The sequence below is a fragment of the Bradyrhizobium sp. GCM10028915 genome, from assembly GCF_042666195.1.
GTDB classification, from domain to species: domain Bacteria; phylum Pseudomonadota; class Alphaproteobacteria; order Rhizobiales; family Xanthobacteraceae; genus Bradyrhizobium; species Bradyrhizobium canariense_D.
This window is the reverse complement of the sequence record NZ_JBHTFN010000044.1, coordinates 1020811-1034566: the sequence shown is the minus strand read 5'-3', so window position 1 is coordinate 1034566 and position 13756 is coordinate 1020811. Positions and strand designations below refer to the sequence as shown.

Below are 13756 nucleotides of genomic sequence, written 5' to 3'. Positions count from 1 at the left end.
GGGGCACCGTTGCATGTCCGTACCCGCTGGCCATGGATGTCGCTGCTGCTTGGAGCAGTCGTCGCGCTCAACCCGATTGGGCTCGATCTTCTTTACTCCGCGTTCTTTGCCGGTGAACAACTGGCACGGAACATCGCCCAGCCGGTCGTGCTGATCGCCTTGGCCGTAATGGCTTTGGCGACGATGCTCGAATGGCTGGTGAGGTCTTTTCTGATCAAGCGCCGCGCCCGCGGCGCCTCTTGAGTTGAATGGGAGCCGCCATGGCCGACACATCCTTCGACATCATCATCATCGGCTCCGGTCCGGGCGGCTATGTCACCGCAATCCGCGCCGCCCAGCTCGGCTTCAAGGTCGCGATCGTCGAGAAATCCTATCTCGGCGGCATCTGCCTCAACTGGGGCTGCATCCCGACCAAGGCGCTGCTGCGCTCGGCCGAGATCTACCACTACATGCAGCACGCCAAGGATTACGGCCTGTCCGCCGAAAACGTCTCGTTCGACCCGAAGGCGGTGGTGCAGCGCTCGCGCGGTGTCTCGAAGCGGCTGAACGATGGCGTTGGCTTCCTGATGAAGAAGAACAAGGTCAGCGTGATCTGGGGCGCGGCCTCGATCGACGCGCCCGGCAAAGTCACCGTGAAGAAGTCGGACGTCGAGGGCCCCAAGGGTGCGCTGGGCGAGGGAACGTATCAGGCCAAACACATTATCGTCGCGACCGGCGCGCGGCCGCGGGTGCTGCCGGGCCTCGAACCCGACAAGAAGCTGATCTGGACTTATTTCGAGGCGATGGTGCCGGAGCGGATGCCGAAATCGCTGCTGGTCGTCGGCTCCGGCGCGATCGGCATCGAGTTCGCCTCCTTCTTCCACACCATGGGCTCGGACGTCACCGTGGTCGAAGTGCTGCCGCAGATCCTGCCGGTGGAGGACGCCGAGATCGCCGGCCTGGCCCGCAAGCGTTTCGAGAAGCAGGGCATCAAGATCCTGTCCTCGACCAAGGTCACCAAGCTCGAGAAGAAGGCCGACAGCGTCGTCGCTACCATTGACGACGGCAAGGGCAAGCCTGTGACGACCGAGTTCGAGCGTGTGATCTCGGCGGTCGGCGTCGTCGGCAACATCGAGAACCTTGGACTCGAGAAGCTCGGCGTGAAAACGGATCGCGGCGTCATCGTGATCGACGGCTACGGCAAGACCAACATCCCCGGCATCTATGCCATCGGCGATGTCGCGGGGCCGCCGATGCTGGCTCACAAGGCCGAACATGAAGGCGTGATTTGCGTCGAGGCGATCAAGGGCCTGCATCCGCACGCCATGGACAAGAACCTGATCCCGGGCTGCACCTATTGTCAGCCGCAGGTGGCCTCCGTCGGCCTCACCGAAGCCAAGGCCAAGGAGAACGGCCGCGAGATCCGCGTCGGCCGCTTCCCCTTCGTCGGCAACGGCAAGGCCATCGCGCTCGGCGAGGACCAGGGCTTGGTCAAGGTGATCTTCGACAAGAAGACCGGCCAGCTGCTTGGCGCCCACATGATCGGCGCGGAGGTCACCGAGCTGATCCAGGGCTACGTCGTCGCCATGAACCTTGAGACCACGGAAGAGGAGCTGATGCACACGGTGTTCCCGCATCCGACCCTGTCGGAGATGATGAAGGAAGCCGTGCTGGATGCGTATGGACGGGTGCTGAATATTTGACGGGCGCGCATCGCCGCCCACCACCGTCATTGCGAGCGAAGCGAAGCAATCCAGACTGCCTCCGCGGAAAGACTCTGGATTGCTCCGCTGCGCTCGCAATGACGAGCGGAGGGATCTGTTTGCAAAACAAGAAGGAAATCACCCCATGCAAGACAACGACAACCTCACCATCGAACGCCCGACCTTCGTCACCCATCTCGAATGCGCGATGGAGGGCGATCATTACGCCGCCGACCGGGTCCACAACCTCTCCAAGGCCGGCAAGCCGCTGCTGGTGCGCTACGACCTTGCCGGTGTGAAGACGGCGCTGACGAAAGACGCGCTCGCCCAGCGCCCCGCCGACATGTGGCGCTACCGCGAGCTTTTGCCGGTGCGTAAATGTCAGGATATCGTCTCGCTCGGCGAGGTCACGACGCCGCTGATCCGGCTGCCCAAGCTCGGTGCAAAACTCGGCGGCGGCGAGATCATCGTCAAGGACGAGGGGCGCTTGCCGACCGGCTCGTTCAAGGCGCGCGGCCTCGTGATGGCGGTGTCGATGGGCAAGGCGCTCGGCATCAAGCATATGGCGATGCCGACCAACGGCAATGCCGGCGCGGCGCTCGCGGCTTATGCGACCTCCTGCGGCATCAAGACCACGATCTTCTGCCCGGCCGATACGCCGGAGGTGAACGTCAGCGAGATCGAGCTGCAGGGCGCCACCGTCTACCGCGTCAACGGCTATATCGACGATTGCGGCAAGATCGTCGGCGAGGGCAAGGCGAAAGTCGGCTGGTTCGACACCTCGACCTTGAAGGAGCCGTACCGCATCGAAGGCAAGAAGACGATGGGGCTCGAACTCGCCGAGCAGCTCGGCTGGGACGTGCCCGACGTGATCTTCTATCCGACCGGCGGCGGCACCGGCCTGATCGGCATGTGGAAGGCGTTCGACGAACTAGAGAAGATCGGCTTCATCGGCAGCAAGCGCCCGCGCATGGTCGCGGTGCAAGCCTCCGGCTGCGCCCCCATGGTGCGCGCCTATGAGGCCGGCACCGAGCATGCGACGCGCTGGGAGGACGCTCACACCATCGCGTCAGGCATTCGCGTGCCGCAGGCGATCGGCGACTTTCTCATTTTGCGCGCGGTGCGGCAGAGCAACGGTTTTGCCATTGCCGTCGACGACGATAAGATCTCATCGGCGCTCAGCGAGGTCGCGCGCGAGGAGGGGCTGTTGCTCTGCCCCGAAGGTGCTGCCACCTACGCCGCCTACAAGGACAGCCTCGCCGACGGCCGCGTCAGCAAGTCCGACCGCGTGATGCTGTTCAACTGCGCCACCGGCCTGAAATACCCGCTGCCGCCGGTCACCCGCACGCTCGATCGCCACAAGCCGATCGACTATTCGCAGTTCTAGCGCGGCATTTCGTCCCTTCAGGAACGATCCCTCTTCCCGTACGCGGGAAGAGACTAAAACAACAATGACATTGCTGGGAGAAGACAATGAAGGCCGCCTGGGCTGCGCTGATTGCTATTCTCGCTGTTGCAGGCGCCGCGCGCGCCGACGACTATCCCTCGCGTCCCATCACCATCATCGTTCCCTTCGCCGCCGGCGGTCCGTCGGATGCGATGGCGCGAGTGCTTGCCGAGCGGATGCGGACATCGCTTGGGCAGCCGCTGGTGATCGAGAACGTCACCGGCGCGGGCGGCTCGATCGGCGTCGGCCGCGCCGTGCATTCGGCCCCCGACGGCTACACGATCTCGTTCGGCCATCTCGGCACCCACGTTGCCAACGGCGCCGTCTACAAGCTCAATTACGACCTGGTCGCGGACCTGGAGCCGGTGGTGCTGCTGCCGAGCAATCCGATGATCGTCGTCAGCAAGAACGCGGTGCCCGCGACCTCGCTGAAGGAGCTGCTGGACTGGCTGAAGTCGCGACCGTCGCCGCCGACCGCCGGCACCGCCGGCGCGGGCTCGGGTAGCCACATCGCCGGGGTCTATTTCGAGAGCGTCAGCGGCATCAAGCTGCAATACGTACCGTATCGCGGCACCGCGCCCGCCCTGAACGATCTCATTGCCGGCCAGATCGACGTCATCGTCGACCAGACCTCGAACTCCATCAACCAGGTCCGCGCCGGCACCATTCGCGCCTACGCCATCACCGATGACAGGCGCCTGTCGTCGGCGCCCGACATCCCGACGGCGGAGGAGGCGGGCCTGAAGGGCTTCAACATGACGCTCTGGTCCGGCATGTGGGTGCCGAAGGGCACGCCAAAGGCGATCGTCGCCAAGCTCAATGCCGCTGCCGTGGAAGCGCTGAACGATCCCGGCGTGAAGAAGCAGCTCGAAAGTCAGGGGCTTGAGATGACACCCCAGGATCAGCTCACGCCCGAGGCCCTGGGCGCCCGCCAGAAGGCGGAGATCGCGAAGTGGTGGCCAATGATCAAGGCGGCGAACATCAAGGTGGAGTGAGCGCCGTGTCGCCAGGGCTCGGCGCCAGCGTATCACGTCTCGGTTTGATCGGAGCCGGACAGGGCCATCCGCAGACATTCAAGCAGAGCGGGCGTGGAGAACGGCTTCGCCAGAAAGCAGATAGCGCCCGCTTTCAGCGCGCGGTCGCGCACGGCATCGTCGGGAAAAGCCGTCATGAAAATGAAGGGCGTGTGGTGACCAAGGCTGCGCATGTGCGTCAAGAGCTCAAGGCCGCCCATCAACGACATCTGCACATCCGCGATCACGCAGGACGTCGTCTTCAGTTCGGCCGATTGAAGAAATTCGTCAGCGGAGCGAAAGATGTTGACCGTGTATCCCCGCGACGTCAGCAGATTATTGGTCGCAAGGCGGACTGATCGATCATCGTCGATGACGGAAATGGCCGAGGGGATTGACAAGATGATCGCTCCTGATCGGGGAGCCGCCGATCACGGTGCCGCACTTGACGAAAGTGAGCCCTTGGAGCGAGCTTGAAAAGCATACTTAGGTTTGCACCTTTCCGCCCGGGCGTGAGATTCCGAGCGCCTCCACCATTCTGACGAGATCGGCCAACGACTTGGCGCCCATTTTCCGCATGATCTGCCCGCGGTAGATCTTGACGGTAATCTCAGCCAATCCGAGCTCGGCAGCGACTTGCTTGTTCATCAGGCCGGACGCCACCAGGGCGAGGATGTCGCGCTGGCGCGCGCTCAAACCCTCGAATCGGGACCGCACTCCCGCGACCGACTCCTCGGCATTGCGTCGCTTGCGATCCCGTTCGATCGCGGCCTGAACCGCATCCAGCATGTCCTGGTCGCGCACCGGCTTGGTCAGAAAATCGATGGCGCCGCTCTTCATGGCCCTGACGGTCATCGGAATATCACCATGACCGGTGATGAAGATAATGGGCGTGTGAATGTTCGCCTTCGCTAGGTCCGACTGCAGGTCAAAGCCGCTTGAGCCCGGCAGGCGGATGTCGAGCACAAGGCAGCTGGGGACCGCCGGTGGCTTGGCTTCCATGATCTCCGCCGCGGAGCCGAAAGCCTCGACCTTGAGGCCGACGGATTGAAAGAGGTTGGTGAGCGCACGGCGCATCGATGGATCGTCGTCGACGATCAAGACGATCGGATCGTCGGAACTCGTCTGCACCGTCGCCACCTTGGGAAGGTCGGTCACGACGTGTCCTCGATCGGCAAGGGCAGGGCAATCTGGAATGTTGCTCCGCTTCCGTCATTGGGGAAGGCCGAGAGCCGGCCCGCATGAGCCTCGATGATCGATCGGCAGATCGACAGTCCCATCCCCAGGCCGCTCGGCTTTGTCGTGAAGAAAGGTGTGAAGATGCGCTCCGTCGCGCCGTCGCCGAGGCCGACCCCGCTGTCTGTCACGATCAGGAGCATGCGGCCTTCGCCGTGCTCGCTCGCCTGGCTGGAGCGGATCGCAAGCTCGCGCGGACGGTCCACATTGGCGTGCATGGCTTCAATCCCGTTCATGACCAGGTTGATCAGCACCTGCTGCAGCTGGATCCGGTCGCCGCAAACGCTGGGTAGAGCGGACGCCAGCTCCATTCGTACCGACACGGCATGGGTGGCAAGCTCGCGGCGGACGAGCGCCACCGTCTCCCTGACGAGCTGGTTCATGTCGACCGGAGCCATCTCGATCTCGGTCTTCTTCGCAAGCGTTCTGATCCGGCGGATCACCTCGCTGGCGCGATTGGCGTCCTCGACGATCCATTCCACGGAACGGCGTGCGGCATTCAGTTGGGCTGGTTCGCGGCCGAGCCATCCGATACAGGCATCCGCATTGGAGATCACGGCGGCCAAGGGCTGATTGATCTCGTGGGCGATCGAGGCCGTGAGTTCGCCGAGCATCGTGACACGCGTCACGTGAGCTAGTTCGGCTTGCGCCTTGCGCAGCGCTTCTTCGGCCTGCTCGGCGCGGATGGCCGCCGTCACGTCGCTGCTGACGCCACGATAACCGAGAAAGTTGCCGTTCGCGTCGTGCAAGGGCTTGCCGCTGGTGCGCACGTAGATCGGAGATCCGTTGCGATCCTTGCTTCGGTAGACCAGGTCGCGAAACGGAAGGTGGGCATCGAGCGTCGCGCGATGCCGCTCCCACTTCTCGGGCTCGAGCTCGGCATCGGGTGGAATGTCCCAACGGGCGAGGCCGATCACGCCCGTGGGCACGGGACCGGCCGTGTCGGCATGTTCCGAAATCCGTGTGATACGGTGGTCCGGCCCGCTCTCCCAAAACCAGTCCGAGGCGGTTTCGGCATAGTCGCGAAATCGCTGCTCGGACAGCTTGAGCTCGTCAAAGGCTTTTTGCAGCGCTTGTCTGGCGGCAAACTGCTCGGTGACATCGACGTGGGTGCCGATGATTTCCGTGACATCGCCGTCCCCGCCGACGACGGGATGCCCCTCCGTATGGACGTGTCGTACGGAACCGTCCGGACGCAAAATCCGAAAATCAACTTCGAAAGGCTGCTTTTGCCGGATTGCCTGACGTTCCACATCGACGATCCGGCGAAAGTCTTCGGCGAGGATCCGTTGTTGGAAAGCCTGCGCCGACAGATCGATCTGGTCCGGGTTGAATCCGAACAGGCGATAGAGTTCGGCCGATCGGTAGGCAAACTCCTGACTGCGCACGTTCCAGGCCCAGCTGCTCGTGTGGCTGAGGCGCTGGGCTTCGGTCAGATAGGCTTCGCTGCGACGCAGCCGCTGTTCGGTTTCCTTTGCCGTAGTGACGTCAGTGACCGCTCCGACAAACTCGATGTGGCCGGATCCATGTCTCACCACGCGTGCCACGGAATGGAGATATTTGATGGTTCCATCGGGCATCAGCAGGCGATATTCATGGTCGAAATCGCCGACCTCACGGAAGGCCCGATCAAGGGTCTTGCTGACCGCATTGCGATCTTCCGGATGAATGCGCTGGAAAACGAAATCGAGCGTCGGTTTGACCTGCGGGTCACATTGGAAGATGCGAAAGGTCTCCCTGGACCAGACGGCCTCGCGGGTTGCCAGGCTCAGGCCGAAGCTGCCGGTGCGGCTCAACTCCTGCGCTTGGGCAAGGTAGGCCTCGCTCTGCCGCAGCGCATCCTCCGCCTCCTTGCGCTGGGTGATGTTTTCGCAGGCGACCAGCACGATCGGCGTGCCGTCGCCGCGTCGCATGGCCTTGGCGTTCTCACGGACCCAGAGAACCGAGCCGTCCTTCCGGATCTTGCGAATCTCCCAGGTGTGCGACTGGTCCACGGTTTCCAGGCACAGCCCGACACAGCGACGGACGAAATCGCGGTCCTCTTCGAAAAAGACGTTCAGCACAGATTGGCCGGTCAACTCGGCCGCCGTGTAGCCCAGTTGCGCGGCGCCAAATGTATTTACGTTGAGCACCGTTCCGGCCGGATCGACCATGAAATACATGACCGGATTGTGCTCGAACACTTGTCGCCATTGCTTCACGGCGTCGCGCAGGTCGGCATTGTCCTGCCGCCAGCCATCCCCAGTCGCGGGCTCGCCTTTCCCCGCATTGCCGAGAGATCGAAGCGCCGCAAGGCCGCCGAGCAGGAATTGCGCGGCCGAATTCCCTAGTTTTGCGATCTGGCCAGGCATCATCGCAAGCGTCCCGGCCCGCGTGGGGCAGGGAGAGTAGAGCACTTTGCGACAGCAGGGGCAATTCCCTGATCAAAGCAGGATTCCGCATCGAAAGTTCGCGGGCTCCGTGCAGCTTGCCAGCGTTGCGCCGTCTCGTTGCGAGCGGACGAAACTCCGGTAAATCACCGGACAAACCTATGTATAGGTCGCGCAATCCTAGTCATACGCTGCATTTACCTCCGTACAATTGAGCGGCCCGTCACATGGGGACTAGTCTCACCGGCAATCCAGTGGTGTCGATCGCAACGCTTGAACAGTTGAGTAGCGCGGGGTCGTGCACTCAAGAGGCCAGCTTCGCCTCCGCCGGCGCTGACTTGCCGATGATCTGGTCACGATTGAGAAGCCGCATTTCGTTGACGAACGTGATGATTGTGCATCAGCGCCCGTGGGGATCCTCGACCGTCAGAGGCGCCCATCAGAGGCCAGGAGGAGAGGATCATGTGCGATAAGCCCGAACACTCCGAGCGCCCTTCCGCCGCAAAAAGCTGCGCCGTCTGCAGCGGGAAGTTCGGCCTGATCCGGTATTATTCCTGGCGAGCGCCGCTTTGCTCCCGGAAATGTCTCGATCGCTTCAGAGCGCGCCGCGAACGCGATCGCCGATGGCTGTTTCGGTCTCAGGCGGCGTAAGCACCAGTCACCGGATCCGCTGCGTTCGGCAATTCTGTATCGGGAGGCTGCGCGTTGAACCGTTGTTGCAAGCTCCTCTTGGCGATCACGCTGCCGCTTTCGTTGATGACTGGAGCGGAGGCGGACGAGGCTGGACAGGATGGCGCACATCGTCATCCGCCTCGGGATCTGCTCCTCCACGAGCAGTTCTATTCGAGTTGGCACATGCGGGACAATCCGGTGCTGACTTGCTGCAACAACGCCGACTGCTACCCGACCGAGATACGGCGGGTCGAGGGGAGCATCTACGCGCTGCGCCGGGAAGACGGGAAATACATCCTCATTCCGCCTCAGAAGGTCGAGCGAAACAGGGATAATCCCGACGGCCGCAACCATCTTTGCGCGCCGCCGCCGTCCGCCTCTCTCGTCGACACGGTCTACTGCTTTGCGCTCGGAGGTGCCACATGAGGTTCATATTGGTGAACGGCAGGACCCCTTTTCGCAAAACGTCCTGCCTCTGGTGCTGCGAGGAGATCAGCGGCGGCTATCTGCGCGATGCGAAGACGCTGCTGCCCTACTGCGGCTACGAGTGTTACGCGCTTCATGGCGAAGCTGCGCCGCTGATCGAGGGGCGCACACGAGCGGCGTCTTGAGCGGATAGGAGGGCGAAACGGGCGGTGGATTTGCCGTCCGGGCGAGAGGACATCGCGATGAGATTCATGTTCGTCAATCAGGAAGGGCCTCGCCACGGCGGTACCTGCAGCGCGTGCGCGCAGCCGCTGGGCGCGAGTTACGTCCGCCATGTGCCCGCTGAGCGGCGGTACTGCGACTATGATTGCTACCGTCGATATCAGCAGACGGCTGTGGAAATGCTCTGGCCTTACCGCAGTTCGCTCGAAGCGATCACGGTGTCGAGCTGGAACTGGATACTGCAGACGGGCGCGCTCTCGCGCTCGCTGACGGAAGCATTTCTGCGCGCGTACGAACCCTCTGACCACGGAAGGAGGTGACGGCTCGCCAAACGATGCGGACCCGCGCAGAGAGGTCGGTCGCAGTCACTGCATCCAGCTTCACGCCGCGTCCAGCCCCGGCGTCGCGAAGCTAGGGCGCGGCGGCTGCGGCCGATGCCGTCGGCATCGCGCCCCTGTTCGGCGTCGTAACGCGCTGCTCGGACTTCCCCGCGACGACGCTGCTGGCCTCAAACCTCGCACGATAGACCAGCACGTTCTCGATCACGCGCTGGACGTAGTTGCGCGTCTCCGACAGCGGGATGCGCTCGACCCAGTCGACCGGATCGACCTTGGGATCCCTGGGGTCGCCGCGCGCCTGCACCCATTCGCGCACGCGGCCCCGGCCGGCATTGTAGCCGGCGAAGGTCATGATCTGGTTGCCGCGATATTCCGACATGAGCGCACTGAGCTCGGCCGCGCCCATCTGCGTGTTGTAGACGGGATCGGAGACCATCTTGTCCCAGTCATAGGTCAGGCCGAAGCGCTTTGCGGTGTCGCGGCCCGCTTCCGGCGTCACCTGCATCAGCCCGACTGCGTTGGCGGCCGATTTGTCGCGCTGGTCGAACGAGCTTTCGGTGCGCGCCACCGAATAGATCACGCTGGGATCGATCGCGGGCGCCACCTGCTTATGTTCAGGGATGCCGATGGTCGGGAAGGCGTAGTGATCGAGCGCGAGCCCGCGCGCCAGCGCCGACTTGCCGACCTCCAGCATCACGCGCGCATCGTTGCGCCGGCCGGCGAGCTCGCCGAGCGCTTCGAGTGCGGCGACGTCGGTGCTCTCCTTGGCAAAATCCTCGGCGAAGTAAAACACCATGTCGCGCTCACCGACGCCGTAGAGCATGTCGGCGGCGCGCACGCGCTCGTCCGCGGGCGGCGCGTCGACTGCTGCCAGCACGGGCGAGGGCGCACGCAGCTCGATGCGGTCGAGACCGAGCCTGGCGCGGGCGAGCTGGCCGTAATAGGCGGTCGGATAGCGCGCCGCCGCCTGATAGCTCAGGCGCGCATCGGCCGGTGCGTTCATTGCCTCGGCCGCGCGGCCGCGCCAATAATGCGCGCGCGACAGCGCGATCGGATTGGCGGAGCCTTCGTCGATCGCGGCGAAATGCGTCATCGCCGCCTTGGGATCATCGAGATAGCGCAGCGCGATCCAGCCGCACATGAAGTGATAGTCGGCGCGATAGACCTCCATCGCGGGCACGGCTGCCGAGCGCACCAAATCATAGGCGGTTTTGAACTTGCCCTGGTCGAGCAGCTTTCGCGCGAGCAGGCGGCGCTCGCGCCACCAGGCGTCGGTGTCTTGCGCCGCCATCGTATCGGGCGCGGCGGCCAGGATCACCTCGGCCGCGTCGTCGATGCGGTCATTCTGGAGATGCCATTGCGCGCGGCACAGCACATAGCCGAGGTCGCGGCGCGCCTCGGCCGAAATGTCCTCCAGGTAATCCTTGGCCTTGCTGGCCTTGCCGGTGACTGCGGCGCAGGCCTTGACGATCGCGAGCGCATCCTCGCCGAGCCGCTTGGCTGCGCGCCGCGCCCCCGCATAGTCCTTGGCGCCGAGCCGCTTGTCCATGCGGGCGCGATGATCCTCGGCGGTCAGGAGATCGCGGAACGCTTGGTAGGAATCCTCCTCACTGCGCTCGGACAATTCGTCCGTGCGCCAGGCATCGCGCACGAGACGCGCGGCCCTGTCGCTGTCGCCCTCGGTCATCAGCACGCGGGCGAGCGCGAACTTGCCCTTGGCGCTGGTCGGCCGGTCCATCGTGAATTTGTGCACGGTCGCCGCGTTGGCCTTCTCCTGCCACAGCCGCGCCTCGGCGCGGCGGCGGAGCAGCGCGCTGCTCGGCCAGTCCGGATTGGCGGCGAGGAAGGCGGCGTAGCGCTTGAAATTCGCCGTGCTTTCGGAATGGCGCAGCATAAACCAGTCGGCGAGTTTCTGTCCGGCCGGGTCGGCAATGCGGTCGCGCGCCGCGCTGGCGTCCTCGGTCTTGCCCTTCCGCGCGAGATCGATGGCATCCTTCAGCGCGGCGAGATCGCCAGTCAGCGGCGGGGCTGCCGGCTTGTCCGAGGGCGCGTCGTCCTGCTTCTTCGACTTGCGCTTGGCCTCGGCATGCTTGCCGTGCCGCGCCTTGCCGGCGGAGGCGTGGCGCTGCTTGCCGGTTTTCGCCTCATGCGTCTTCTTCGGCGCGGACGATTTGTGACCGCTCTTCGCTGCCAGCTCTGTAGGGATGAAGGCCAAAGCGGCCACGGCAACGACACACGCGAGCGAGCGTAGGCACTGGTTCATTCCGTGGTCCCCCTGCGAAACCAGTACAAACCAAAGTCCGCGACGAGATGCGGCTCGAGAATCAAAACGGCGTCAAAATGGTGACACGACGTCGTTTCGCATCCTGAAGCTGTTCCAACAATGCGGCGAAATACGGATGGAGCCAGGGAACCTGTGCAACGGCGGGGCGAGCGGGTCTCTTAACCTTCATTAACGAATACGGCTCGCGCGACGGTTGCGGCGGTTCAGGACGCCTCGAAGCGGCCAAATTGCGCGTATTCCCGGCGGCAAATCCGTTGTATTGGGTTCCAAAGCCTTTCCCCTTCAGCCCATTGTCCCGCGCCCATGCCGATTTTCAACCAGTCGATCCGGCGCAAGATCGTCGGGATTGCGCTCGGCCTCATCATCCTGATGGTCGTCACCGCGATCCTGTCGATGGTGATGTCCAGCCGCGTCGGCCATCTTCTGGATGAGCTGACCGCGCGGTATATTCCGGCTTACGGCCACCTGGCGCGGTCCAATGTGCGTTCGCTGGAGCGGGCGCTGGCGATGCGGCGCATGGTGATCGCCAAAATGCAAACGCCGCCGGACGAGGAGGGCTTTGCGGCGCGGCTGAAGATCTTCAGGGAAACGGACGCCCAGGTCGAGCAGGAGGCCGAAGCCGCGCGAAAGCTGATCAACGCGATCATCGACGATGAGAGCACACCGTCGGACAACGCGGCACTCGCCCGGATCGAGACGCGCATCGAGAATGCAGTCAAGGAGCTTCGCCGCGAACTCGACGAGGAGGACGCCAAGCTGCTCCGGCTGCTCGATGCCAAGGACTTTGCGGCCACGCGCGACGTGCTCGTCCATGTGGACGCGCTCCGCGATCTCTTCACCCAGCGGATCGATGCGATCCGCGCCGAGATGCTCTCGCAGGTGTTCGTGAGCACCGCGCAGGTGATCCGCCATCAGCGCCAGGCGATCATCGTCTCGGGCATCGTGACCATCCTCGCGGCGATCGTCGGACTTGCCTTTGCGATCATGGTCTCCACCGGGATCACGCGACCGGTCCGGCTCTTGCTGGCCGGCACCCGCGAAGTCGAGGCGGGCCGCTTCGACAAGACCATCAGTGTCTCGACGCAGGACGAGATTGGCGAACTCGCCTCCGCCTTCAATCGCATGGTCGAGCAATTGCGCCAGAACGAGCGCATCCGCGAGACCTTTGGCCGCTACATCGATCCCAAGGTGGTGCAGGGGCTGATTGACCGGCCGGAGGTCGCCGTCGACGGCCAGCGCCGGGTGATGACCATCATGTTCTGCGACATGAGCGGCTTCACCGCGATGAGCGAGGGCATGACCCCGCGCGGCTTGGTCAAGGTGATGAACCACTATTTTACCGTCATGTCCGGTCCGATCAGGAGCAACCGCGGCATCATCGACAAATATATCGGCGACGCCATCATGGCCTATTGGGGCCCTCCCTTCATCGAGGAGGAAGAGCCGGCGCTGCTCGCAGGCCTTGCTGCGATCGAAATGGCCGATCAGGTGCCCGCGCTGCAGAAGCAATTGCCGGATCTGCTCGGCATCCGCGCCATGCCCGGGCTTTGCGATCTGCGGATCGGCATCGCCACCGGCGAGGTCCTGACCGGCAGCATCGGCTCCGAGCTGATGATGAGCTTCACCGTGATGGGCGACGCCGTGAACCTCGCCTCACGACTGGAGGCCGTCAACAAGACCTATGGCACCCGTATCCTGATCTCGCAGGCGACGGCGGACGCGATCGGCTCGCACCTCGGATTGCGCGAGGTCGACCGTCTTGCGGTCGCCGGCCAGAGCGCGCCGCAAACGATCTTCGAGGTGATGGGCCGGGCAGGCGCACTCACGGCCGCGCATGAGAGCCTGCGTTCTCACTACGCCGAAGGCCTCGCCGCCTATCGCGCCCGCCGCTTCGACGAGGCCCGCGCCGGCTTCAACGCGGCACTTGAAGCCGTCCCAGGCGACGGCCCCTCGCGGGCAATGCTTGCTCGTATCACGCGGTTCGAGGCCCATCCGCCGGACGAGGGCTGGGACGGCGCCTGGCGGTTGGAGCAGAAATAGTCGGCCGCGCGGGAAAAATTGATTCTA

General features: G+C 63.9%; 12 protein-coding genes. 8 read left to right on the top strand and 4 right to left on the bottom strand.

Going from position 1 to position 13756, the window contains the following annotated elements:
- The first annotated feature begins 36 nt into the window (after nucleotides 1-36).
- From ACFQX9_RS25155 to ACFQX9_RS25140, 4 genes are all read left to right on the top strand, one after another.
- On the top strand, nucleotides 37-243 hold the full coding sequence (locus tag ACFQX9_RS25155; RefSeq protein WP_018458056.1) for a hypothetical protein: 207 nt from the start codon (nucleotides 37-39) through the stop codon (nucleotides 241-243).
- A 17-nt stretch (nucleotides 244-260) separates the two neighbouring features.
- Complete coding sequence (lpdA, locus tag ACFQX9_RS25150) at nucleotides 261-1682, top strand: dihydrolipoyl dehydrogenase (RefSeq protein WP_085395056.1); 1422 nt, start codon at nucleotides 261-263, stop codon at nucleotides 1680-1682.
- A 145-nt stretch (nucleotides 1683-1827) separates the two neighbouring features.
- A complete protein-coding gene (locus ACFQX9_RS25145) occupies nucleotides 1828-3069 on the top strand; it encodes a threonine synthase (protein ID WP_085353217.1) in 1242 nt (413 codons plus the stop codon).
- Nucleotides 3070-3155: 86 nt separating this feature from the next.
- Complete coding sequence (locus tag ACFQX9_RS25140) at nucleotides 3156-4124, top strand: tripartite tricarboxylate transporter substrate binding protein BugD (RefSeq protein WP_085353215.1); 969 nt, start codon at nucleotides 3156-3158, stop codon at nucleotides 4122-4124.
- Nucleotides 4125-4156: 32 nt separating this feature from the next.
- Here the strand turns inward: ACFQX9_RS25140 and ACFQX9_RS25135 are convergent, their stop codons facing one another.
- From ACFQX9_RS25135 to ACFQX9_RS25125, 3 genes are all read right to left on the bottom strand, one after another.
- Nucleotides 4157-4543 carry a response regulator transcription factor gene (locus tag ACFQX9_RS25135; RefSeq protein ID WP_018458052.1) on the bottom strand — a complete coding sequence of 129 codons (387 nt, stop codon included), beginning with the start codon at nucleotides 4541-4543 and terminating at the stop codon, nucleotides 4157-4159.
- Between the two features lie 85 nt (nucleotides 4544-4628).
- Nucleotides 4629-5300 (bottom strand): response regulator transcription factor, encoded by a 672-nt coding sequence (locus tag ACFQX9_RS25130; RefSeq protein ID WP_018458051.1) that lies wholly within the window; start codon nucleotides 5298-5300, stop codon nucleotides 4629-4631.
- Nucleotides 5297-7732 (bottom strand): PAS domain-containing sensor histidine kinase, encoded by a 2436-nt coding sequence (locus ACFQX9_RS25125; protein ID WP_085384619.1) that lies wholly within the window; start codon nucleotides 7730-7732, stop codon nucleotides 5297-5299. Before ACFQX9_RS25125 ends, ACFQX9_RS25130 begins: the two co-directional genes overlap by 4 nt.
- Nucleotides 7733-8476: 744 nt before the next feature.
- On the opposite strand from ACFQX9_RS25125, the gene ACFQX9_RS25120 reads away from it, so the two are divergent.
- The 3 genes from ACFQX9_RS25120 (at nucleotide 8477) to ACFQX9_RS25110 (ending at nucleotide 9387) form a co-directional block, all read left to right on the top strand.
- The gene (locus tag ACFQX9_RS25120; RefSeq protein WP_377790990.1) at nucleotides 8477-8845 is read left to right on the top strand and encodes a hypothetical protein; all 369 of its coding nucleotides are present in this window, start codon (nucleotides 8477-8479) and stop codon (nucleotides 8843-8845) included.
- Nucleotides 8842-9030: a hypothetical protein gene (locus tag ACFQX9_RS25115; RefSeq protein ID WP_039800268.1), complete on the top strand. Its 189-nt coding sequence runs from the start codon at nucleotides 8842-8844 to the stop codon at nucleotides 9028-9030. Before ACFQX9_RS25120 ends, ACFQX9_RS25115 begins: the two co-directional genes overlap by 4 nt.
- Before the next feature lie 66 nt (nucleotides 9031-9096).
- Nucleotides 9097-9387 carry a hypothetical protein gene (locus ACFQX9_RS25110; protein ID WP_231188451.1) on the top strand — a complete coding sequence of 97 codons (291 nt, stop codon included), beginning with the start codon at nucleotides 9097-9099 and terminating at the stop codon, nucleotides 9385-9387.
- 91 nt (nucleotides 9388-9478) lie between these two features.
- On the opposite strand, the gene ACFQX9_RS25105 is transcribed toward ACFQX9_RS25110, so the two are convergent.
- Nucleotides 9479-11668, bottom strand: a complete 2190-nt coding sequence (locus ACFQX9_RS25105) for a lytic transglycosylase domain-containing protein (RefSeq protein WP_018458046.1) — start codon at nucleotides 11666-11668, stop codon at nucleotides 9479-9481.
- A 324-nt stretch (nucleotides 11669-11992) separates the two neighbouring features.
- Here ACFQX9_RS25105 and ACFQX9_RS25100 point away from each other — a divergent pair, with 324 nt between their 5' ends.
- Entirely contained in the window at nucleotides 11993-13729 is a 1737-nt protein-coding gene (locus ACFQX9_RS25100) for an adenylate/guanylate cyclase domain-containing protein (RefSeq protein WP_018458045.1), read from the top strand.
- Nucleotides 13730-13756 lie beyond the last annotated feature (27 nt).

Bases quoted from the DNA above. Each gene is read 5' to 3' on its own strand.
- lpdA (WP_085395056.1), top strand. From the start codon at position 261: ATGGCCGACACATCCTTCGACATCATCATCATCGGCTCCGGTCCGGGC.
- ACFQX9_RS25110 (WP_231188451.1), top strand. From the start codon at position 9,097: ATGTTCGTCAATCAGGAAGGGCCTCGCCACGGCGGTACCTGCAGCGCG.
- ACFQX9_RS25100 (WP_018458045.1), top strand. From the start codon at position 11,993: ATGCCGATTTTCAACCAGTCGATCCGGCGCAAGATCGTCGGGATTGCG.
- ACFQX9_RS25155 (WP_018458056.1), top strand. From the start codon at position 37: ATGTCGCTGCTGCTTGGAGCAGTCGTCGCGCTCAACCCGATTGGGCTC.
- ACFQX9_RS25115 (WP_039800268.1), top strand. From the start codon at position 8,842: ATGAGGTTCATATTGGTGAACGGCAGGACCCCTTTTCGCAAAACGTCC.
- ACFQX9_RS25140 (WP_085353215.1), top strand. From the start codon at position 3,156: ATGAAGGCCGCCTGGGCTGCGCTGATTGCTATTCTCGCTGTTGCAGGC.
- ACFQX9_RS25125 (WP_085384619.1), bottom strand. From the start codon at position 7,732: ATGATGCCTGGCCAGATCGCAAAACTAGGGAATTCGGCCGCGCAATTC.
- ACFQX9_RS25145 (WP_085353217.1), top strand. From the start codon at position 1,828: ATGCAAGACAACGACAACCTCACCATCGAACGCCCGACCTTCGTCACC.
- ACFQX9_RS25105 (WP_018458046.1), bottom strand. From the start codon at position 11,668: ATGAACCAGTGCCTACGCTCGCTCGCGTGTGTCGTTGCCGTGGCCGCT.